Raw genomic sequence first — 23,865 nt, forward strand, 5'->3', positions numbered from 1 at the left:
CCACAATTTAAGCTAACTTAACTATATTGTCAAGCCTCTTGAATAATATTTTCATGCTCATTGCATTTTTAACTTTTTCAGAACATTCTGGAGGAGACATTTGTTTATTATGTTGTCTAATCAAAAATTAGTATTTTTGTATCTTAAAAACGGAGTAGAAATGTCGGAACTCAAAAAAATTGATATACTGGATGCATTGCGTAATGTGACTGACCCTGGCACGAAACAAGACATCGTATCGGCAAACATGATAAAGAATATAGAGATAAATGATTCGACCGTAACAATAGAAATTGACTTTCCCCCCTCCACCTCAAGCTATCAGAATAAAATCAAGGAAGATTGTATAGTCGAAATAAAAAAAGCGGCTCCCGACATAACGAACATCGACATCAGGAATAAATCGGCGGCTCCGGCAGCAAACACAGCCGCAAATCCGTTAATGCCGGGCGTAAAAAACACCATTGCGGTCGCCAGCGGCAAAGGCGGAGTGGGAAAAAGCACGGTATCGGTTAATCTTGCCGTTGCTTTGGCAAAAGAAGGCGCCAAGGTCGGTTTAATTGACGCAGACGTTTACGGACCGAGCATTCCGCTTATGCTCGGAATCGATAAGAATCCCAGAATTTATCAGGATCCTCAAACAGGCAAAATGCTGCCGCTTGAAAGTTACGGAATAAAAACAATATCAATCGGTTTTCTGATAGACGAGGATTCGCCCGTTATTTGGCGGGGTCCCATGGCAAGCGGAGCGATAAAACAATTTATGACCGATGTTAACTGGGGCGAACTCGATTATTTGATTTTCGACCTTCCTCCGGGAACGGGCGACATACAGTTAACGCTGGTTCAATCGATTCCTTTGAGCGGAGCTGTAATTGTAACTACGCCTCAGGATATTTCTCTTGTAGACGTTAAAAAGGCGATACGAATGTTTCAGAAAGTAAACGTGCCCGTGCTTGGAATAGTCGAGAATATGAGTTATTTTATTGCGCCGGATACAGGCAAAAAATATGAATTGTTCGGCAGCGGCGGCGGTGAAAAACTGTCGAAAGAATTTTCGACGCAATTGCTCGGCAAAATTCCGATTAATCCCGATATTCGCGTTGGCGGAGATTACGGCAAACCGATTGTAATTTCGAATCCCGATGCCGATGAGGCAAAAATTATTCGGGAAATTGCCCGTAATCTGTCTAAACAAGTTGAAGCCAATTCTCAAAATTCAATTCCTAAAATTGTTTTAGGAAATTAAAGAGGTTAGTTATGAGCGATACATTAAAAGAAAAAGTAGAACAGGCTTTGGAAAATATACGCCCTTATCTCCGCGCCGACGGGGGCGACATTGAATTGGTTCAGGTTACGCCGGAGGGTATTGTGGAAGTTAAATTGACCGGAGCCTGTATCGAATGCCCGATGTCGCAAATGACTCTAAGAGCCGGAGTCGAACGGGCTTTGATACGCGAAGTGCCCGGCATCAGAAGAGTTGAAGCCGTAAATTAATTTTCCATTCATAAATCGTAGGTTGCTCTATGCGTAAAAAGGTTGTTGCGGGTAACTGGAAGATGAATAACGACCTGGATTCTTCCGTTGCTCTTATATCGGATATTAAAAACTTATTGGCGTCGAAATCTTTAAATGCGGAGGTTATTATTTGCCCTCCGTTCACCTCTCTGGACGCCGCGAACAGTTTAATCAAAGACACCCAAATTAAATTGGGCGCTCAAAATATGTATTTCGAAAAGAGCGGCGCTTTTACAGGCGAAATTTCGCCCCTTATGTTAAAAAGCGTCGGCTGTCAATACGTTATTTTAGGTCACTCCGAAAGAAGAACTATCTTCGGCGAGTCGAATCAATTAATCAATAAAAAGATTAAAGCAGCCGTCGAAAATCAGTTGAATCCCATTTTTTGTATCGGAGAAACTCTCGAAGAACGCGAAAGCGGCGTTACATTTAAAGTTATCGAATCGCAGGTGCGCGAAGGACTCGAAGGTCTGACAGCCGAAGAATTGGCTAATCTTATAATTGCATACGAACCCGTATGGGCTATCGGAACAGGCAAAACCGCGTCGCCTGAACAAGCCGAAGAAGTCCATGCATACATCAGAAAGCTGATCGGCGAGCTCTATTCAAATCAATTCGCAGAAAAGCTCACTATTCAATACGGCGGCAGCGTTAAACCCGAAAACGCAGCCGAATTGATGTCCCAGCCCGATATCGACGGAGCTCTTGTAGGAGGAGCCTGCCTTAAAGCAGACTCGTTCGTAAAAATTATCGAATCCGCACAATAAGAGGCATATCAAAATTGATATGCCCCCCTTATTTTTTTATATTTGAGGGTTTATTTTTTATACTTTCCGTACAATGATTAAAACTTTGAATATCTTTATAATATTCTTATTTACCGCTTTCTCCAACGCCTTTTCCGGTGCGTTAATAAAATCTCTCTATTCGGAAAAGAGCGCGCAAATAATCGAATCCACCGAGACCCGAGAAGTCCGATTTTTAAATAAAAACTGGAAAGTATTTACCGGCGAGGAATCCAAAACAAACGTAAATGTACCCGCTGTATTCGAAGAAGCTTCAACCCTTAACTTCGAAACAAGTTTTAATGTACCCGATAAAAAAAATAAAATCTACTCCCTGTTTTTCGAAGGGATCGGCTACTCTGCGGACATTACGGTAAACAATTCCCTGATATACAAAAAAACAGCGGGAGAGATTCCTTTCGAAATCGAGCTGCCATCCGACATACTACGGGAAGGTAAAAATACTCTCATATTAAAAATCTATTCCGGACTCGATTCAAGAACAACGATTCCCGTTAAACAACAGTTCTTAACTCCCCGTAATTACAGCGGCATCCTCAGAAACGTATATTTGACGGCAAAACCGAATGACTTTCTGAAAGAGATTGAATTCAAATCAAATTTCACACAAACGGGAATATCGATCGACGCAGAGGCAATAATTTCAATTAATAAAAATTCATCGTCGAATTATCGACTTGAATACGAATTCACACCTGCGCTTAATCCGAACGGCGCCGAAAAATTTTCTTTTAATTTGCCTCCATTAAAAGCGGGCGAGACTAAGAGCGCGTTTAATATAAATCTGAAAAATCCCGCCGTCTGGTCGCCGGACAATCCCGATTATTATGTAATCACAGCAAGTTTATTTATCAACGATTCCCTGATCGACAGGACGATTAAGAATTTTTCAATTGCCGATTTGAAAGCCGATGCAAGCGGAATTTTTCTCAACGGTAATCGTTTTACAATCCGGGGCGCAACCTATTATTTCAACGAAGGCGAATACGATAACGCAACGGCGCAAGAAATAATAAACGAACAACTTATTCGAATTAAAAGCGCGGGTTTCAACTCCGTTCGTTTTACCGGGCAGTATCCCAATCCTTATGCGGTTGCCGCGTGCAGAAAGATAGGTCTTCTGCCGCTGCTCGAGATGCCCTTAAATTCAGCGCCCGAAGAAATATTCGCCGCCGAAGAGTATCGTATGAGGTACAAAGCGATACTCGGCGAGATGCTCCGGAACTACTCTTCTTATTCGAATATTTTTATTGTGGGACTCGGCTCGTCATTTTTACCCAATTCCGAAAAAACAAAAAATTTTATTGACGAAATTGCTACGGACGTAAAACAAAAAGGCTACGTCGCTTATGCGTCGTTTGCCGGCATACCCGATATATTTTCGAGCGGTCTCAGCTTGTACGGAATAGAATTATATTCTTATCCCATCGAAAAAAACGAAGCCGCGCTTGACGAATTGGAACATCCTTACTTTATAAGCCAGGTTACGTATCCGGATTATTACGGAAACGCCTCAGGATATCTTGTAAATAATTCGACGCAGGCTCAAGCATACTATTTCGACAAATTTCTGGACTTAACGCTTAAAAGGGATTTCGGCTTTGTTATCAATACCGTCTATAATTTCAAGAGTTCTCACTCGTCTTTTTACGGCGGCTATTCGGACGACTATTACACAAGGATTGCACTATTCAACCGTCCCGACGCAACCAACAGTCTCAGCTACCGAGTTGTCGAATCCAGATTGAAAAATTTATCCGGAGTAACGATTCCGATCGGAACAAGCGTAAGCGAGAACAAACCGATTTTTATATTGATTTCGCTCGGTCTTTCGATATTGATGGCGTTTGTAATCAACTGGCGAAAAAAATTCAAAGAAGACTGCAGCCGCGCGCTTTTCAGAAGTTACAATTTCTTTGCCGACCTGAGAGACCACAGAATTTTATCGGGCATTCATACTTATTTGCTGCTCTTTATCGAAGTCGGCTCGATGGCTCTTCTTTTTACGATACTTCTCTATTACTTGCGTACGAATATATTGTTTGAAAAATTACTTGTGGATATCGGGTCAAACCGGTTAATCGATTTAATCAGCTATCTCGCCTGGAATCCCGGGCGCGCATTCGTATCGTTATATCTGTTCTTCATCGTCAAAATGTTTTTTCTGTCGATTGTACTTAAATTGTTTTCGCTCCCTTTAAAAAACAAAATTGACTTCCAAACTTTGTTCTACGGAATCGTATGGTCTTTTCTTCCTTTTACGATAGTACTGCCTGTAGAACTTGTATTATATAAAATACTGGCGATGGATACGATTAATCTTGTTGCAATTGCGGTATTATTGATTATGTGCCTCTGGATTTTATTCAGAATTTTGAAAGCCGTTTATGTGTTACTCGAAACGCATCCGTTAAAAGTATATTTCTACGGATTTCTATCCATTATTGCCGCGGCGTCTGTTATAATTCTTTATCTGCAAATAACAAATGCGACGATATATTACTTTATGAACACTTTAAAAGAATACGAAACACTATTACACTAAGAGGCGGAATTGTTTTTATCCAAACTGGAAATATTCGGTTTTAAGTCGTTTGCAAACAGGACCGTAATCAATTTCAATCGCGGAATTACCGGCATAGTCGGACCGAACGGGTGCGGCAAGACGAATATTGTCGACGCAATACGATGGGTGCTGGGCGAACAAAAGACGACCACGCTCCGCAGCGATAAAATGGAAAATGTCATTTTCAACGGCACTCGTTCAAAAAAACCGATGGGAATGTCGGAAGTGTCGCTGACGCTTGTAAACGACAAAGGCATTCTTCCTACCGAATATTCCGAAGTTACAATTACGCGCCGCATTTTCAGATCGGGCGAAAGCGAATATCTCCTCAACAAAAACATCTGCCGTTTGAAAGATATTACCAATCTTTTTATGGATACCGGCATCGGAACGAATGCATATTCCGTAATCGAGCTCAAGATGATCGAAACGATTCTGAGCAGCAAAGCCGAAGAAAGAAGACGATTGTTCGAGGAAGCCGCCGGCGTTAACAAATATAAGCTTCGCAGAAGGCTCTCGCTTAAAAAGCTCGACGACGTAAAAGCCGATCTGACCAGAGTGAACGATATAGTTTCGGAAGTCGAAAAGACCGTCCGTTCGCTCGAACGTCAGGCTAAACGGGCAAATCAATATACTCAAATTCAATCCGTGCTGAGAGATAAAGAACTCGACCTTGCCGAACGCGAGTACGCTCTTTATTATGAAAAGAAAAACAAACTTCACGCCGAAATCGAATCGTTCAAAATTCAAAAAGACGAAATCGACAGAGAAATCCGGGAAATCGAAAATCATTTAATTGATTACAGAAATAAAATAAACGAAGTCGATTCCGAACTTCAGAAAAAAAGAAAAGAAATTTCGGAAATAACGGATTCGATTCACAACAATCAAAAGAGTTTGTCCGTATCGCAGGAACGTCTTAATTCCCTCTCTTCCAATCACGACCGGCTTGTAAACGAAATAGAAGAATTTCGTAATTTGATAGAAGATACGGAACTCTCGAAAGAAGAAGCTCGCGAAAAACTGGAGAAAATCGAATCCGAGTTGGAGAACGGAACCGACAACCTAAATAACGCCGAAAAAACGATCGAGGAGAAACGCTCCGAACTCGAATCCAAAAGAAAAGAACTAAAAGAACTCCAGGAAAAAAGGTTTGCCATTCTCAGGGAAATTTCGGACAAAGAAAATTATGTTGCCGCTCTCAAAAAAGAACTCGATTCCCACTCTGCCAACATCGAACGATTAAATGCCAAAATTCAGGACATTACGAATAAAATTGCAAAGACTGTCGGATTCATAGAAGAACTCAATAACGAGAAAGAAGAAGCCGAGAAAAAATTAAACGAAGCGGGTCTTGAACTTACAATACGCCAGAAAGAGAAAGCCGACCTCGAGGCTGAATTGAATTCTCTGAAAGAATCAGAAATTGAAAAGAAAACCCTGCTCGTTTCGCTGAAAGAGAAAATCGATTTCATTCAAACTCTTATTACAAATCTCGAAGGGCTTTCGAAGGGTTCGAAAATTTTGATCGAAAACGACGAATGGAGCTCCAAAGAAAAACTCCTCTTTGCCGACGTTGGAAATACCAAAGAAGAATTTCGCTTTGCGCTCGAAGCCGCATTAAAATCGGTTCTCAACAATCTTTTAATAGAAAACACGGAAGACCTGGTCAAAGCAGTCGAGTACTTAAAATCCAATCAGCTCGGAAAAGCTTCGTTCTATCTGCTGAAAACCGATCCGAGTGACAAGACGTTATTAGGGAAACTAAATAATTTCATACAGAAAAGACGCGCAAAGAAAATCGAAAAGGAAGAAGGATTCCTCGGATGGGCGGCTCAATTCGTTGAAACGGATAAGAAATGGGAACCCTATTTCATTCAGGTTCTGAATAATATCGGAATCGTTAAAGACCTCGACTCCGGCTTGCGTCTCCATTCAGCCTATCCCGAGTTCGGTTTGACTACGCTCGAAGGAGACATTATACTTCCCAACGGCATTGTCGAAGCAGGCTCTCTTCCCAAAGAAGACGAAACTCTTTTCGGCAGGCGTAAACTTCTGGAAAATCTTAGAGAGCAGCTCCCTTCGCACGAAAAGGAACTCGAAGAAATTAAGAAAAAGATCGAGAAAGCGGAATCGCTCATTTCGGAAATCGACTTAAAACATCTCTCCGAAAGAGAACGGCTTATATCGAACGACCTGTTGAATATCGACAAACAAATTTCGCAGCTCGAATTCGAAAAGAAAAAAGCCGACGAAGAAATCGAAAATTCGCGGCAGGAAATTTCCGAACTTGCCGAAAAGTCGAATATGCTCCAGTCGCAGATTTCCGAGACGAATAATTTACTGGAAGATTTGTATTCCGAAAAAGAAATAATCGAATCCCAAATTTCAGAATTCGAAACCGGTCTGAAAGAGTTCGAAACTTCATATAATCAACTCACAAAAACTTTTAACGACAGGAAACTTGATCTCGAAAGGCTCCGAGGCGAAGTTAATTATACCAAATCAGTAATAGAACGTTACGAAAACGACATAATCAACGCAGCCAAAGGTATCGAAAAGAGAGAAGCTTCGATTAAAGAGAACGAAATTGAAACCGAGGAACTCAAAGGGCGTATTGAAGAATTAATCTCGGAACTCGACCTTCTTGAAGGCGAACGCAATGCCGCAAGGGAAGAAGAAAATAAAATTGCCGATGAGTTGAAAAAAATTAAGGACGAGGCTTCTTCTTATGAAAATCAGTTGCGCGATTTACGGAACAAACGGCAGGAACTTTCCGACGCCATTCATTCGTTTGACATAAAAGAAAGCGAAATCAATTATAAAATAAACACTCTTAAAGAAAACATCCGGGAAAATTACAATATTGAACTCGATCTGAAAGAGTTCGAAGACCTTCACGAATTCAATTTCGAAGAAGTATCGAAAGAAGTGCACGACCTCAAAGAAAAGTTGAAGAATCTCGGTCCGGTAAACCTGCTGGCTTATTCCGAGTATGAAGAAGAAAAGAAACGGCTCGACTTTCTCCATAAACAAAGAGACGATTTAATCGAGTCCGAAAAAGATTTGATTAACACAATCAATGAAATTAACGACACGGCACAAAATCTGTTTCTCGAAACATTCGAAAAGATCAGAGAGAATTTCAGGACGATTTTTCAGACACTCTTTAATCCGGGCGACGAAGCGGATCTTAAGCTCGAAGAAGGGGTCGATCCTCTCGAAGCAAAAATCGAAATAATGGCAAAACCGAAAGGCAAACGCCCTACTTCGATCGAATTACTCTCCGGGGGAGAAAAAACTCTTACTGCCACGGCTCTCCTTTTTGCTATTTATCTTGTCAAACCTTCTCCCTTCTGTATTCTCGACGAAGTGGACGCGCCGCTCGACGACGCCAATATCGACCGGTTTACCAGACTCTTAAAAGAATTCAGCAAAGACACCCAGTTTATCATAGTGACTCACAATAAAAGAACTATGGAAGCCGCCGAAACCATGTACGGCGTTACGATGCAGGAGGAAGGCATATCGAAACTTGTAGGCGTACGATTCGAAGAAATTCCGGAGACTCAAAGCTGATGGTCACGAAAAAGACATTCAAAATATTTGTCGACTTCGACGGCACGATCACAAAAAAAGACATAGGCGAAATTTTATTCCTTCGATTCGGCGACGCAGAAAAAGCCGGAGAGATAGTAAAGGATTGGATCGATCAGAAAATCAATTCCAGAGAATCGTGGCGCCTTCTTTGCCGCACTATCGAAAACCTCGACAAAAAAGAATTCGATCGTTTCATCGATTCGCAGGAAATCGACGATTCATTCAAAACTTTCGTCGACTATTGCAACGACAACAGACATGAAATCAGAATCGTCAGCGACGGTCTCGACTACTACATCGACAGGATTTTGAATAAAGAAGGTTTATCGTTCGTTCAGCGTTTTTCGAACAAACTCGTATTCGACAACAGCGGCGGTTTTTATCCGGAATTTCCTTATACGGACGAAGAATGCGACCGTTGCGCAAATTGCAAAAGGAATCACATAATTAATTATTCCGACGACGAAGATTACACTGTGTATATCGGCGACGGCTATTCGGATTTATGCCCCGCTCAATATTGCGATTTTATCTTTGCCAAGGGTTCGCTCTTGCGCTACTGCGAAATCAACAGAATTACATATTTCCCGTTCGAAAACTTTACCGACGTAATCGACAAATTAAACGAATTATCGGCCAGAAAGCGCTTGAAAAAGCGTTACCAGGCTCAACTCAAAAGAAAAGAAGTTTATATACAAGGATAATCATGAGCAATTTTGCAACTAAGATTTTCAAATACAGAAGTTATACTCCGCTACCATTTTTATTGCTGATGCTGATTTTCCAGGAAGCCACGCCGGCAAGCCTGGTTGTCGGATTCATTATTGTTTTGACAGGAGAATTTTTCAGACTCTGGGGAGTGTCGTACGCCGGCAGCGAGACGCGAACTACGGGAGGCGTCGGGGGAACTTATCTCGTAGTTTCAGGCGCATTCGCTCACGTGCGTAATCCTCTCTATTTCGGCAATCTTTTAATCTATACAGGCATCGGCGTTATGTCGATGGCTCTCTATCCCTATTTGTTGGTTGCGGCGCTTGCCTTCTTTATATGGCAGTACAGAGTAATAATAAAAGAAGAAGAAAATTATTTGAGAAAAAAATTCGGTCAATCTTACGAAGATTATTGCAGCAATGTGCCCAGATGGATACCGACATTCTCCAAATATAAAAACCCCGGACTCCCCCAACCGGAATTTAACTTGAAAGCCGGACTTAAATCCGAAAGACGCACTCTCCAGGCAATTTCCGTTACGGTATTATTATTAATAATACTTTATTTGGTTACAAATTGAACAAGAGAATAATGATCATTGCAGGCGAAGCTTCGGGCGATTTGCACGGAGCCGAGTTGATACAACAACTAAAAAAAATCGACCCGGGAATCGAATTTTACGGGATCGGAGGCGACCGTATGATTGCCGCTGGTCTTAAGCCCGTTGTTCATATAAATCGAATGGCATTTCTGGGCGTCGCCGAAATTATTCGCCATCTACCGTTTATCAGAAAAGTGCGTTCGCAGCTGATCGATACGGTTAAACAATTCGATATACGCAACGCCGTTTTAATCGATTATCCGGGTTTCAATCTCAGAATCGCCGATAAATTCAAAAAATTGGGCTTGAAGAATTTCTATTATATCTCGCCTCAAGTTTGGGCATGGGGCAAAAAAAGAATTAGAAAGATCAAAAAGATAATCGACAAAATGATTGTCGTCTTCCCTTTCGAAGAAAAATTGTACAAAGACAATAATATCGACGTCGACTACGTGGGTCATCCGCTCATTGAAAAAATTGAAAATTATGAATTCATGCCGAAAGATGAATTCTTTAATAAATTCCGGCTGGATACGAATAAAGGAATTTTAGTCTTGTTGCCGGGCAGCAGGCGGCACGAAATCGAAAAAATTTTCCCTGTCATTCTGCCGGCAGCCGAGAAAATTGCCGGCGTCAACAATTTACAAATCGTAGTCGCATGCGCGGAAAATATTGACGATTCGATATTCGGTAAATACAACAACTCTAATTTTCATATTATCAAGGGACATACGTACGATCTCTATAAGCATTCGCGTTTCGGAATCGTAAAATCGGGAACGTCGACGCTGGAAGCGGCATTGCTCGGACTCCCCTTCGTGGTTGTTTATTCTACCAACATAATTACTTATTTATTGGGTCGTATGTTTGTTAAGGTCGATCATATTGCGATGCCGAATATTTTGCTTGGGGAAACCGTTGTCGAGGAATTGATTCAAACGGATCTTAACGAAGAAAAAATCATCGGCGCAGCCGCCCGGATACTCAATAATCCCGAAAAGTATGACGAAATAAAGAACAAGTTGAGTAAAATAAAATCGATGCTTGGCAGTGCGGGAGCGTCCCGTAAAGCCGCTGAAATAATTTACAGTCAACTTAATGAAGCTTAACGATAAACAAAAAAATATAGCCCGTTTTTTGGGAATCAGAGCGGGATATTTTCTTATAAATTTTTTGGCAAAGACTTACAGAATAACCAGAATAAACGGGAACTATTTGGATGATATGATTGATAAAGGTGAAAATTTTGTGGTTGCTTTCTGGCACGGTTCGATGATACCCGGGTGGTATTTGCACAAAAATTTCAACAGCGCGGCTCTTGTAAGCAAAAGCAAGGACGGAGAAGTGTTGTACCATATTCTAAACAAATGGGGTTATAAAGTTGTCCGCGGCTCAAGTCACGTCGGAGGTAAGGAAGCTTTGGAAGAGATGATCTCTCTTTTGAAAGAAAAACATACATTGGTAATAACGCCTGACGGTCCGCGCGGTCCTCGACACAAGATGAAAGCCGGAGCCGTAATAGCGGCAAAAAAAGCAGGAACGCCGTTGATACTGGCGGGTATTTATATAAAAAATAAAATTTGCCTGAACAGCTGGGATAAGTTTGAATTCCCGCTTCCGTTTACTAAAATAAACGTTAAATATTCCGAGCCGATTTATATCGACAAAGAACTCGACTACGATGCGACTTCTAAATTGATTAACAATAGCGAACTTTATTTGAAGAAACTTCAAGAGGAAGCGGAAAAAATTGATTGATTTATTAAGAATTATATCGTCGCCTTTGGTCGTTTTCTATTATTTGGCGATTAAATTAAGAAACTATTTGTTCGACAAAGGAATTTTTAAGACGGAAAGAGTTAATGCAAAAGTGATTTCAGTAGGAAACATAACGGTTGGAGGTTCCGGCAAAACGCCGGCGGTTTTATACCTGGCGGAACTGATGAAAAGAAACGGAATAAAAACGGGAATTTTGAGCCGCGGCTACAGACGTCAAACGAGCGGATATCTGCTGGTCTCCGACGGCAAAAAAATCTTTTCGACCGTAGACGACTGCGGAGACGAAATGTATTTTGTATCGACCGAGACGAATCTGCCGACTGCGGTTTCCGAAAACAGAGTCGACGGATGCAAACGAATAATAGAAGAAACCGGAGTCGAAGCCATAATTCTCGACGACGCTTTTCAACACAGATGGATTCACAGAGATATCGACATTGTGATAATCGACCAGCGCTTTCTAAATAAAACCGGAAAGAAAGAGCAACGGCTTCTGCCGCTCGGCAATATGCGCGAGCCTTTCGATTCGCTAAAGCGCGCCGACATAATAATATTAAATCGTAAATTCCTCGATGATTATAATGTGCCCCATTCGCTCAAACATTATTTTGAAAAGAAACCCGTCTTCCGGGCTTATTACGATGTGGAAGGAATCTACGACGTTAAAACTCACAAAAAATATTCTTTCGAAGATTTCAAGGGACAGAAAAGTTTGATTGTATGCGGAGTCGCCAAGCCGCATTCTTTTCTTAACGTTTTGGAAAAAAACGAAATCGATTTTACAAACAAAATGCTCTTTCCCGACCATAAAAATTATACTTTGAAAGAAGTGCAGGCTATACGCAAACAATTTTACGATACAAACGCTTACTCCGTGCTTACGACGCAAAAGGACGCTGTAAAATTGACAAAGTATTCGAAAGAACTGGACGATATCGATATTTATTATCTGAAAATTTCCTTAATAATAGAAGACTCAGATAAATTCGACAGAATGATAATCGATAAAATAAAATATAATCCCACTCACAATAACTAATTGGAGGTAACTAATGGCTAAAAGTAAGTCACAAACGAAACGCAAGACTCCCAAGTATGTTTATTTCTTCGGCGGTAAGAAAGCCGAAGGAAAAGCGGACATGAAGGAGCTTCTGGGCGGAAAAGGCGCGAACCTTGCCGAAATGGTTAATATCGGTTTGCCTGTGCCAGCCGGTTTTACAATTACAACCGAAGTGTGCACGGCTTATTACAAGAACAACAAAAAATATCCGAAAGAACTCAAGCAGCAGGTTCTCGACGCCCTCAAAAAAGTTGAAAAAGAAATGGGCGCAAAATTCGGCGACAAAGACAATCCGTTATTGGTTTCCGTGCGTTCGGGCGCAAGAGCTTCGATGCCCGGTATGATGGAAACAATCCTGAATGTCGGCTTGAACAATGAAACTCGCGAAGGATTGATTAAAAAGACGAACAATCCTCGCTTTGTTTACGATTCGCATCGCCGCTTAATTCAGATGTACTCCGACGTTGTTATGGAAAAAGCTGCGGGCATCGAACCGGAAGAAGGCAAAGGCGTACGCCAGCAGCTCGAAGCCGAACTCGAAAAAATGAAAGAAGCCAAAGGCTATCAAAGCGACGTAGACCTGACCGCCGAAGATTTGAAAGAACTGATTGAAATCTACAAAGCAAAAGTTCAAGAAGTGCTTGGCAAACCATTCCCCGAAGATCCGATGGAACAATTATGGGGAGCTATTGCCGCAGTATTCCAGAGCTGGATGGGTAAACGCGCTATTGCTTACCGCCGTTTTGAAGGAATTCCCGACGATTGGGGTACGGCAGTGAACGTTCAGTCGATGGTATTCGGAAACATGGGCGACACATCGGCAACAGGCGTTGCTTTCACACGCAACCCCGCTACCGGCGAAAAGTATTTCTACGGCGAATGGCTTCCGAACGCTCAGGGCGAAGACGTTGTAGCCGGTATCAGAACTCCGAACCCGATCAACGAAGTCGGTAAATCCGAACACAACAAACACCTCCCTTCGTTAGAAACAGCAATGCCGAAAGTTTACAAAGAATTGCTCGGCTATCAGAAGCTGCTCGAAAAACACTATCGCGACATGCTCGATATCGAGTTCACAATTCAGGAAGGCAAACTTTATATGCTTCAATGCCGCGTAGGTAAACGTAACGGTCCCGCGGCTGTTAAAATGGCGCTCGATATGTTGCAGGAAAAATTAATTACAAAAGAAGAAGCGGTATTGCGCGTTAATCCCGCTCAGCTGGACGAACTGCTTCACCCGATTATCGATCCGAAAGCCGAAACGACGGCAACTATGGTTGCAAAAGGATTGCCTGCAGGACCCGGCGGCGCAAGCGGACAAATTGTATTCAGTTCCGAAGAAGCAGTTAAATGGGCAAAAGCCGGCAAACGCGTTATTCTCGTGCGCGAAGAGACCAATCCGGAAGATATCGAAGGTATGCGCGCCGCAGAAGCCATTCTCACAGCAAGAGGCGGTATGACATCCCACGCAGCTCTCGTTGCCCGCGGATGGGGCAAATGCTGTATCGTAGGCGCCGGTTCGATTAAAATCAATTTCAAAGACAAAACAATGACCACCAACGGTCACACACTCAAGGAAGGCGACTGGATTACTCTCAACGGCACCAAAGGCGTCGTATATCTCGGCGAATTGCCGATGATCAAAGCCGCCGAAGAAAATCCGTACTTCCAGAAATTGATGAAATTGTGCGACCAATTCAGAAGACTTAAAATCAGAACAAACGCTGATACGCCCGAAGACGCTTCAAAAGCAAGAGCTTTCGGAGCAGAAGGTATCGGCCTTTTCAGAACCGAGCATATGTTCTATGGCAAGAACTCCGAAGAACCACTTTCAAAACTTCGCAAGATGATTGTTTCTAAGACCGAAGAAGAAAGAAGAAACGCGCTGGACGAATTGTTCCCGTATGTAAAAGCCGATATCAAAGGCACGCTCGAAGCTATGGATAAATACGGCGTTACAATCAGAACTCTCGATCCGCCGTTGCACGAGTTTGTGCCTCATCGTCAGGACGAAAGAGAAAAACTCGCCAAGAGTTTAGGCATAACGCTCGAAGAGTTAAACGAACGCGCGGAATCGCTTCACGAAAACAACCCGATGATGGGACATCGCGGCGTTCGTTTGGGCATCACTTTCCCCGAAGTAACGGAAATGCAGGTAAGAGCAATCTTCGAAGCTGCCGCGGAATTAATAAAAGAAGGCAAAAAGCCCTTCCCTGAAATTATGATTCCCGTTGTAAGTCACGTAAACGAATTGAAACATCAGTACGATATCGTTGTTCGGGTTCACAAAGAAGTATGCGAAAAATTCGGATTGAAAAAGATTCCGCACCTTACAGGCACAATGATCGAAATTCCTCGCGCCGCATTGACTGCCAATAAGATTGCCGAATACGCTCAATTCTTCTCGTTCGGCACCAACGATCTGACTCAAATGGGCTTCGGATTTTCACGCGACGATATCGGCGGATTCCTCCCCGATTATCTCGAAAAGAAAATTCTTCCCGAAGATCCGTTCCAGTCAATCGATCAGGAAGGCGTAGGCGAACTGATGAAAACCGGCGTTACAAAAGGACGCGCTACCAGACCCGATCTTAAAATCGGTATCTGCGGCGAACACGGCGGCGAACCCAAGTCGGTCGAATTCTGCCACAATATCGGTCTCGATTATGTAAGCTGCTCGCCGTTCCGAGTGCCGATTGCGCGTCTGGCTGCAGCTCAGGCGGCTATTAAAGAAGCAAAATCCGCCAAACCCGCGGCAAAGAAAAAAGCAGCTAAAACAAGCAAGAAGAAAAAATAATATGGCTTGAATTCCCGGGCTGCCTTTGTTAAGGCAGCCCGTAATATTTATTAAGACAACAAGGAGATGAGGAACTAATGAAGCTATCGGATTTCAAATACAATTTGCCAAAGACAGCCATTGCTAAATTCCCGGTTACTCCGCGCGACGCGGCAAAATTAATGGTGCTCAACAGAGCCACCGAAGAAATTGAGCACAAAGTATTTTCCGACATTATCGATTATATGGACAAAGGCGATGTTGTGGTAATTAACAAAACCAAAGTAATGCAAGCCCGCCTTATAGGTAAAAAAGAAAGAACCAACGCTAAGATAGAAGTGTTCGTTTTGCGCGAGCTTAACAAAGAAGAAAATATATGGGATGTTATAGTCGACCCCGCAAGAAAAGTAAGAATAGGCAACAGAATTTATTTTAACGATAACCTGTGGTGCGAAGTAATCGATAATACGACTTCGCGCGGCAGAACCGTCAGATTTAACGAAGACGCCGGCGACATATTCAAAGCCATCGAAGAAATCGGAAATACTCCTCTTCCCCCCTACATCAAACGCGAACCGATACCGGAAGACCGCGAAAATTATCAAACCATCTTTGCGGAAATCGACGGCTCAGTAGCCGCCCCGACAGCGGGTCTTCATTTTACTCCTCAACTCGTTAAAAAGATAGAAAAGAAAGGAATTAAATTCGTACCCGTTATACTTCATATCGGACTCGGCACATTCAGACCGGTAGAAGTGGAAGATTTGACAAAACACAGGATGGATTCGGAATACTATGAAATACCGGAAGAGACTGCAGAGACAATCAATAAAGCTCTAACCAGCAAAAAGAATGTGTTTGTAGTCGGAACCAGCACCTGCCGCGCATTGGAAAGCAGCGTTACCGCAGAAGGTTTTTCGAAACCGAACCGCGGCTGGACGGACAAATTTATCTTTCCGCCTTACGATTTCAAAATCACAAAAAAATTGATAACCAATTTCCATGCGCCGGAATCGACGTTGTTAATGCTTACGGCGGCTTTTGCGGGCTACGACTTCACTATGAAAGCCTACAAAAAAGCATTGAAGGAAGGTTACCGATTCCTCAGCTACGGCGACGCAATGTTGATTCTGTAATATGAAAGTCTATGCGATTATACCGGCAGGCGGAACAGGCACGCGGATAAACGCGCCCGTTCCCAAACAATTTATACGCGTCAACGGCAAGGAGATAATTGCATACACGCTTGAAAAATTTCAGAAATCATCGATAATAAATAAAATAATAGTCGCCGCTCACAAAGATTATATCGGCAGACTGGAAGATCTAAGAGATAAATACTCGCTCGACAAACTGAAAGATATAGTCGCCGGAGGAACCGAAAGGCAATTTTCGGTTTATAACGCGTTGAATTCGATTGACGACGCGTCCGACGACGACATCGTTATAGTTCACGACGCGGTGCGTCCTCTTGTTACCGAGGCAATTTTAAATTCTTCGGTAAATGCGGCAATAGAGTTCGGTTGCTTTGTAACTGCTATTAAAGCTAAAGATACTTTAATCGAAGGCAATGAATTTGTTTATTCTTACGCTGACAGGTCAAAATATTTTTATGCGCAGACGCCTCAAGGCGCCCGGTACGGTATTTTTAAGGAAGCTTTTAAAAAAGCCGCAGCCGACAATTTTCTCGGCACGGACGAATCGACGCTCTTTCACAGGAACGGCAATAAAGTGAAAATTGTGGAAGGTTCTTCGCTCAATTTCAAAATTACAACCGGCGACGACCTCAAACTCTTCGAGCTTTTGCTAAAAGCCGGTGAACATTTATAGCTTTTATTTTGTTTAAAAATTGTATAAAATTGTGTAAGAAATAAATCAGATGTAATTATGCTTAACTTATTATTCGTTATCGTTCTCTCGTATCTTGTAGGTTCAATACCCACAAGCATTATCATTAGTAAACTGGTAAAAGGAATAGATATCCGCCAATACGGAAGCGGAAACGCCGGCGGCACCAATGTTTTCAGAGTGCTCGGCTGGAAGTGGGGAGTATTAACCATACTGCTCGACGCTCTCAAAGGCGCTGTCGCCGTTATTGTAGTGGCGCGCCTCTATCTGGATAATATTCCGTTCAACAACATTACGCCGTTCGACGATTTCACGTTGGTACAGATACTCTGCGGCGTAGCGGCTGTAATAGGTCACATATGGACTGTCTTTGCAGGTTTTAAAGGAGGCAAAGGCATTGCAACTGCTCTCGGCTTTTTGATGACCATCATTACAGTCGATATGCTCCTCGCAATCGGAATATTTCTGGTCGTTGTTTATTTCTCGCGTTATATTTCTCTCGGTTCTTTAACGGCGGCTGTTTCCGTGCCGGTTATCCTTTTTGTGCGCGAGAATTTATTCGGCGTTCACATTGCCGGTTACGGTATTATTCTTCCTTTTGCAATTGCTCTTGCTCTGCTTGTTATTTACACTCACCGTAAAAACATCGACAGACTACTCAAAGGAAACGAAAACAAAATTTCTTTCGGAAAGAAATAAATGCGTATTTCAGTATTGGGAGCCGGAGGCTGGGGTACTACCCTGGCTATCCTTCTCTATTTTAACGGACACGAAGTCACTCTCTGGGAATACAAAAAAAGCTACTCAAAAACTTTATCCAAGTCGAGAGAAAACAAAATATATCTTCCCGGCGTTAAGATTCCGAAAGAAATTCAGATAACTCACTCGCTCGAAGAAGCGTGTAATCGTCGACATATGGTCGTTATTGCCATCCCCACTCAATATATCCGCAGCGTGCTCTCGCAAATTAAAAAATATGATTTTTCGGATACTACATTCGTAAGCGTTTCGAAGGGAATCGAGCGCGACACTTTGATGACCGTATCTCAAATTATTCGGGATGAACTGAAAGATATTGCTCCTTCGCAAATAGGAGTTCTATCAGGTCCTAGCCATGCGGAAGAAGTAAGCCGTAAAATACCGACTGCAGTAGTTGCTGCGTCGAGCGACGAATTAACCGCAAAAGAAATTCAAGCCGCTTTTATTACTTCTTACTTCCGCGTTTATTCCACAACCGATATTCTAGGAGTTGAATACGGAGGCGCTTTAAAAAACGTTATTGCAATCGGCGCGGGTATAGTGGACGGAGCGAATTTCGGAGACAATACGAAAGCAGCCATTATGACAAGAGGGATTGCAGAAATATCGATACTCGGCATGGCGCTGGGCGCGCGTCCCGAAACTTTTTCGGGATTATCGGGCATGGGCGATTTGATTGTAACCTGTATGAGCCGTCACAGCCGGAACAGATACGTGGGCGAGCAAATCGGGAGAGGCAAAAAATTAAAGGATGTTCTCAAATCGATGAAAATGGTCGCTGAAGGAGTCGAAACGAGTAAAGCCGTTCACATGTTGTCGCAGGAACACGATATCGAAACTCCGATTTGTTCAGCTGTATATAAAATACTCTTCGAAGAACGCGACCCGGTTAAAATTACGTATGAATTAATGACGAGGGACATGAAGCCCGAGAACGAATAACAATTCTTTTCTTTCCCCCTTTTTTATTATTTTAACCCAAAAATTTTTTGATGAGATGGATTTAAACGCATCGATTCAATACTTGAAGTTTGTCGGGCCCAAAAGAGCCAAAGCTTTTTCTAAAATCGGCATCGAAAAAATCAAAGATCTTCTCTTTTATTTCCCGTCGAAACATTTGGACCGTTCAACTATTCTTTCGACTATCAAAGCCGTTCAACATCTAAGAAACGGCTACGAGGGCGAAGTAACGGTTATTGGCAGAGTTGCCGACAAGGAAATAATTCGATACGGAAAGAAACAATTGTTGAAAGTTTTTTTCAGCGACAGTACGGGCTCGTTCGAATGCGTTTGGTTCCAGGGCATTAATTATTTCAAAGACGTTTTTAATCCCGGAAATTATTTTGCAATTTCCGCCAAGCCCACAATAACAAAATACGGACACCTTCAATTTGTTCACCCCGATTTCGACAGGATAAGCGATAAAGAGTCGAACGATTTCTTAAACACCGGCAAAATAATTCCCTTCTACAGAATTCCAAAAGAACTCAGATCGATTAATTTGGGCGACCTTGGGCTGCGCAGGATTGTAGCCCAAGCGGTATCCGACTACGCCGATTCCGTCAAAGAAACTCTGCCTGAGAAAATCATCAAGGAATACGATTTACTGCCGTTGAATCTGGCTCTCAAAAACATTCACTTTCCCGAATCGATTGATATGCTGGAGCGCGCGCGTTACAGATTCAAATTCGAAGAGCTGTTCTATTTTGAAATACTCGTCGCTCTCAGAAAGCAACAATTAAAAATTCAAAAGAAGGTTAATCTATTCAAAACTAACGCGGAATTAATTAAAAATTTTTTAAAGCTGCTTCCCTTCGAACTAACCAAAGCGCAGTTGAAAGCTCTTCATGAAATTCGTCTGGATATGGAAAGCGACCGCCCGATGAACCGCTTACTTCAGGGCGATGTAGGCAGCGGAAAAACAGTTGTAGCTTTAATTGCCATGCTCATAGCGGCGGGAAGCGGTTATCAGGCGGCTTTGATGGCTCCCACCGAAATACTTGCCGATCAACATTATAAAAAAATTTCCGAAATGCTGAAGCCTCTCGGAATAGAAGTTGCATTATTAATAGGCGGACAAAAGAAAAAAGAACGCGAAGTATTCCTCGATAACATTAAATCGGGCAAAACAAAAATTATTATAGGAACTCATGCTCTTATTGAAGATAATGTCGAATTCGATAAACTCGGTCTTGTAGTAATTGACGAGCAGCACCGATTCGGAGTTTTGCAACGCTCGCAATTGATTAACAAAGGTTTAACTCCGGACATATTGATTATGACAGCCACTCCCATTCCCCGGACACTTTCGATGACGCTTTACGGCGACCTCGATGTGTCCGTAATTGACGAGATGCCCGCTAACAGAAAACCGGTTAAAACCGTACTGAGAGGCGAAAGCAAATTAAAAGACATTTACAATTTCATAAGACAAAAAGTGGAAGAAGGCTACCAGGCGTTCCTTGTATATCCGCTTATAGAAGATTCGGAAAAGCTCGACCTTAAAGCCGCAATTGCGCAATACGAACTACTGAAAAAAGAACATTTGAAAGATTTGAGAGTGGCTTTGATACACGGCAAAATGAAATGGCAGGAGAAAGAAGAAGTTATGCTAAGTTTTGCCCGCAAAGAGTTCGACGTATTAATATCCACTACGGTTATCGAAGTCGGCATCGATATTCCCGACGCAAATATAATCGTTATAAACGACGCTTTCAGATTCGGTCTTTCTCAATTGCATCAATTAAGAGGAAGAGTAGGTCGCAGCGACAAACAAGCTTACTGTATTTTAATTACCAAAGACGAATTTGCAGTCAAGATTAATCGCTTCAATTACAACTTCGATTATCTTTCTCCTGCTCAAATTGAAAAGCACAAAACTCTCATCCGTTTAAACGCAATGACTAAAACAAACAACGGTTTTGAGTTAGCCGAAATAGATTTAAAATTGAGAGGACCGGGCGATCTGTTCGGAACAAAGCAAAGCGGCTTGCCCGAATTCAAACACGCCGACATTGCCGAGGACGTTGATATTCTTTACTCTGCGCGCTCCGCTGCTTTTAAAGTCGTTAAATCCGATTCGCATTTAAAAGAAAAAGAACACGTTATTATAAAAGAAGTATTGAAAGAAACTTATGCAAAACATATTTCGTTATCACAAATAGGTTAATTATTTTTTTATAATTCTTGCAAAAAAATTTTAAATCAGTATATTGGTAACAAAAAAATAAAAAGGATTTCCTATTAGTTCTTTTTTACTAAATAGAAGACTTAAATTAGCATTAACATATAATTTAAAGCCGGATGTAAACAACGATTCCGAAGGAGCTTCTTTCTCTTTTCAGAACAACGACACTCTGACCATGAACGACACGTATGCGGAGTGGGATACCATCGAAACAATTAACGCAATCAAAAACGCGCTCGAACTTTTTCACGAAGTGCATCTGATAGAAGCCAACGAAGAAGCTTTCGACAAATTCAGAACATTAAAACCGGACTTAGTATTTAACGTGTCGGAAGGCTTTAACGGCATAAGCCGCGAAGCTCAAATTCCGGCAATGCTCGACCTGCTCGGCATTCCTTACACTGGTTCCGATCCTCTTACGCTTACCACATGTCTCGATAAATCCAGGACAAAAGAAATTTTATCATATTACGGAATACCTAACGCCAGGTTCGTTACTGTCGAATCGCTCGAAGATATTATAAACTTTTCTCTCGCGTTCCCTGTTATCATAAAACCCGTTGCCGAAGGTTCAAGCAAAGGAATTTTCAATTCGTCATTAGTCAACAATACGGAAGAACTTCGGATAAGACTCGGCGAGTTGATCGAAACATACAAACAACCTTTATTGATAGAAGAATTTTTACCCGGGCGCGAATTTACGGTTGCAATAATGGGAAACGGAAAAGACGTCGAAGCGCTGCCGATTGTGGAAATCAACTACGCTTCGCTGCCGGACAATCTTCTTCCGATTTATTCATACGAAGCAAAATGGATTGCCGATACTCCCGACAATCCTCTTGATATTTTCAGTTGTCCCGCCCGACTGGACGACGAACTCAAAAGCAAAATAGAAAAAACCGCGCTTGATACATATAAAATATTAAGATGCCGCGACTGGGCGCGTATCGACATTCGTCTCGACGAAAACAATATTCCGAACGTTATAGAAGTTAATCCTCTGCCGGGAGTGCTGCCCAATCCGGAAGACAATTCGTGTTATCCGAAAGCCGCCCGAGCCGCGGGTTTATCTTACAACGAAATGATTAACAAGGTACTCTATCACGCCGCCAAAAGGCATAATTTGATATGAAGAGCGACAGAAAGATATTGATTTGCTTCAACGATCCGGTTCGTTATTACGAAAATTACACGGGCAAACGCTCGACTGATTTTTCGAACGACGTCGATCTGTCCGAAATAAATATCGTCGAGCAAATTGAAAATATTCGGGACATTCTCGGCAAAAAGTATTCTTCCGTGGAAATACTATCCGTAAACAAGGATATAAGGAAATTTATCGACAAACTAAGAATGATTTCCCCGGACGTAGTATTCAATCTTGTCGAATCCGTAGAAGGCAACGCCAACTATGAAAGTTACGTAGCGGGTTTATACGATCTTTTTGAAATTTCCTATACCGGCAACACTCCGCTTTGTCTGGGAAATTGTTTGAACAAAAACAGAACAAAGCAAATTTTGTTGTCGCACGGCATTCGTACTCCTAAATTTATAATTGCGGAATGCAATTCATATCCCGTTAAAGATAAATTTCCGTTGAAATTTCCGGTTATCACAAAACTCGCGCGCGAAGACGCCAGTATCGGCATATCCGAAAATTCGGTAGTGCGAAACTTTAACGACCTGCGCAGTCAACTCGAATATCTTTTTCATACGTACAAACAGGAAGTTTTAATAGAAGAATATATCGAGGGAAGAGAAATAAACGTTGCCATCCTCGGTTCCGAGATATTGCCATTGTCGGAAATAAAATTCGACGGGCTGCCGGACAATTTACCAAAGATTATAACATACGAAGCAAAATGGTCGCCGGACAGCGTTTATTACAATAACACCGTGCCCGAATGTCCGGCTAAACTATCCGAAGACATTGAAGATAAGATTAAAAGCGCTGCCGAAGCGGCTTTCAATGCATTGGGCTGCAGGGATTATGCAAGGGTCGACATTCGATTGAGTAAAAGAAATGTGCCCTATGTAATCGAAGTCAATCCCAATCCCGATATATCGCCCGACGCCGGATTCATAAGGTCCGCCAATGCAGCCGGCTTAAGTTTTGAAGACGTTATTCTTAAAATTGCCGAACTTGCAGAAAAGAGGATTAAATATGATACGCAAGCTGCAATCTGACGACAGGAAACGACTGGTTGAAATTATCGACGGCACTAAAAATTTCAGCAAAGAAGAAAAAAAGATTGCCGTCGAATTGATAGACGAAGCTCTGGAAAAAGAAGGAGTCGACAATTACAATGTGTTCGTTTATCTGGAAGGCTCGGAAATTGCAGGCTATCATTGCATCGGTCGCAGACCTTTGACAGACGGCGTATTCGACCTCTACTGGATTGTAGTCGACAAAAAATTCCAGAATAAAGGTATCGGGAAAAAATTGCTCGACCACGCCGAAGAGTTCGCAATTAAAAACAACGGCAGATGGATACTTGCCGAAACTTCGTCTCAGGATAATTATAACGAAACGAGGAATTTTTATTTCAGGAATAATTATTCGATTGTTGCCGAGATAAAAGATTTTTACAAACAGAACGATAATCTTATCGTCTTTGGAAAATATATAAAAAAATAAATATAAAGGGCACACA

General features: G+C 42.1%; 19 protein-coding genes. All 19 read left to right on the forward strand.

The window, feature by feature from the left end:
- Window positions 1-160: 160 nt before the first annotated feature.
- The 19 genes from apbC to ACSSWA_RS14055 all read left to right on the forward strand — a co-directional run bounded on the left by apbC (window position 161) and on the right by ACSSWA_RS14055 (window position 23,849).
- A complete protein-coding gene (gene apbC, locus ACSSWA_RS13965; RefSeq protein ID WP_437357166.1) occupies window positions 161-1,249 on the forward strand; it encodes an iron-sulfur cluster carrier protein ApbC in 1,089 nt (362 codons plus the stop codon).
- A gap of 11 nt (window positions 1,250-1,260) precedes the next feature.
- The gene (locus ACSSWA_RS13970; RefSeq protein ID WP_014856509.1) at window positions 1,261-1,497 is read left to right on the forward strand and encodes a NifU family protein; all 237 of its coding nucleotides are present in this window, start codon (window positions 1,261-1,263) and stop codon (window positions 1,495-1,497) included.
- A gap of 29 nt (window positions 1,498-1,526) precedes the next feature.
- Entirely contained in the window at window positions 1,527-2,285 is a 759-nt protein-coding gene (gene tpiA / locus ACSSWA_RS13975) for a triose-phosphate isomerase (RefSeq protein WP_437357167.1), read from the forward strand.
- Window positions 2,286-2,370: 85 nt separating this feature from the next.
- On the forward strand, window positions 2,371-4,869 hold the full coding sequence (locus ACSSWA_RS13980) for a sugar-binding domain-containing protein (protein WP_437357168.1): 2,499 nt from the start codon (window positions 2,371-2,373) through the stop codon (window positions 4,867-4,869).
- Window positions 4,870-4,878: 9 nt separating this feature from the next.
- Window positions 4,879-8,469 carry a chromosome segregation protein SMC gene (smc, locus tag ACSSWA_RS13985; RefSeq protein ID WP_437357169.1) on the forward strand — a complete coding sequence of 1,197 codons (3,591 nt, stop codon included), beginning with the start codon at window positions 4,879-4,881 and terminating at the stop codon, window positions 8,467-8,469.
- Window positions 8,469-9,194, forward strand: coding sequence for an MtnX-like HAD-IB family phosphatase (locus ACSSWA_RS13990; protein WP_437357170.1), 726 nt, complete (start codon window positions 8,469-8,471; stop codon window positions 9,192-9,194). Before smc ends, ACSSWA_RS13990 begins: the two co-directional genes overlap by 1 nt.
- A 2-nt stretch (window positions 9,195-9,196) precedes the next feature.
- Window positions 9,197-9,781: a methyltransferase family protein gene (locus ACSSWA_RS13995; RefSeq protein WP_437357171.1), complete on the forward strand. Its 585-nt coding sequence runs from the start codon at window positions 9,197-9,199 to the stop codon at window positions 9,779-9,781.
- Window positions 9,778-10,911 (forward strand): lipid-A-disaccharide synthase, encoded by a 1,134-nt coding sequence (lpxB, locus tag ACSSWA_RS14000; RefSeq protein WP_437357172.1) that lies wholly within the window; start codon window positions 9,778-9,780, stop codon window positions 10,909-10,911. The genes ACSSWA_RS13995 and lpxB overlap by 4 nt, the downstream gene beginning before the upstream one ends.
- Window positions 10,901-11,560: a lysophospholipid acyltransferase family protein gene (locus ACSSWA_RS14005; protein ID WP_437357173.1), complete on the forward strand. Its 660-nt coding sequence runs from the start codon at window positions 10,901-10,903 to the stop codon at window positions 11,558-11,560. The genes lpxB and ACSSWA_RS14005 overlap by 11 nt, the downstream gene beginning before the upstream one ends.
- Window positions 11,553-12,620 carry a tetraacyldisaccharide 4'-kinase gene (lpxK, locus tag ACSSWA_RS14010; protein ID WP_437357174.1) on the forward strand — a complete coding sequence of 356 codons (1,068 nt, stop codon included), beginning with the start codon at window positions 11,553-11,555 and terminating at the stop codon, window positions 12,618-12,620. Before ACSSWA_RS14005 ends, lpxK begins: the two co-directional genes overlap by 8 nt.
- Before the next feature lie 13 nt (window positions 12,621-12,633).
- Complete coding sequence (gene ppdK, locus ACSSWA_RS14015; protein ID WP_437357175.1) at window positions 12,634-15,438, forward strand: pyruvate, phosphate dikinase; 2,805 nt, start codon at window positions 12,634-12,636, stop codon at window positions 15,436-15,438.
- Window positions 15,439-15,515: 77 nt separating this feature from the next.
- Window positions 15,516-16,553, forward strand: a complete 1,038-nt coding sequence (queA, locus tag ACSSWA_RS14020; RefSeq protein ID WP_437357176.1) for a tRNA preQ1(34) S-adenosylmethionine ribosyltransferase-isomerase QueA — start codon at window positions 15,516-15,518, stop codon at window positions 16,551-16,553.
- A 1-nt stretch (window position 16,554) separates the two neighbouring features.
- The gene (gene ispD / locus ACSSWA_RS14025; protein WP_437357177.1) at window positions 16,555-17,247 is read left to right on the forward strand and encodes a 2-C-methyl-D-erythritol 4-phosphate cytidylyltransferase; all 693 of its coding nucleotides are present in this window, start codon (window positions 16,555-16,557) and stop codon (window positions 17,245-17,247) included.
- A 57-nt stretch (window positions 17,248-17,304) separates the two neighbouring features.
- Window positions 17,305-17,964, forward strand: coding sequence for a glycerol-3-phosphate 1-O-acyltransferase PlsY (plsY, locus tag ACSSWA_RS14030; protein WP_437357178.1), 660 nt, complete (start codon window positions 17,305-17,307; stop codon window positions 17,962-17,964).
- A complete protein-coding gene (locus tag ACSSWA_RS14035; RefSeq protein WP_437357179.1) occupies window positions 17,965-18,966 on the forward strand; it encodes an NAD(P)H-dependent glycerol-3-phosphate dehydrogenase in 1,002 nt (333 codons plus the stop codon).
- A gap of 55 nt (window positions 18,967-19,021) precedes the next feature.
- Window positions 19,022-21,193, forward strand: a complete 2,172-nt coding sequence (gene recG, locus ACSSWA_RS14040) for an ATP-dependent DNA helicase RecG (protein WP_437357180.1) — start codon at window positions 19,022-19,024, stop codon at window positions 21,191-21,193.
- A 193-nt stretch (window positions 21,194-21,386) separates the two neighbouring features.
- A complete protein-coding gene (locus ACSSWA_RS14045) occupies window positions 21,387-22,343 on the forward strand; it encodes a D-alanine--D-alanine ligase family protein (RefSeq protein ID WP_437357181.1) in 957 nt (318 codons plus the stop codon).
- Complete coding sequence (locus tag ACSSWA_RS14050; RefSeq protein ID WP_437357182.1) at window positions 22,340-23,398, forward strand: D-alanine--D-alanine ligase family protein; 1,059 nt, start codon at window positions 22,340-22,342, stop codon at window positions 23,396-23,398. Before ACSSWA_RS14045 ends, ACSSWA_RS14050 begins: the two co-directional genes overlap by 4 nt.
- Window positions 23,376-23,849 (forward strand): N-acetyltransferase family protein, encoded by a 474-nt coding sequence (locus ACSSWA_RS14055; RefSeq protein ID WP_437357183.1) that lies wholly within the window; start codon window positions 23,376-23,378, stop codon window positions 23,847-23,849. The genes ACSSWA_RS14050 and ACSSWA_RS14055 overlap by 23 nt, the downstream gene beginning before the upstream one ends.
- The last annotated feature ends 16 nt before the right edge of the window (window positions 23,850-23,865 follow it).

This window comes from Melioribacter sp. Ez-97, assembly GCF_051488665.1.
GTDB lineage: Bacteria > Bacteroidota > Ignavibacteria > Ignavibacteriales > Melioribacteraceae > Melioribacter.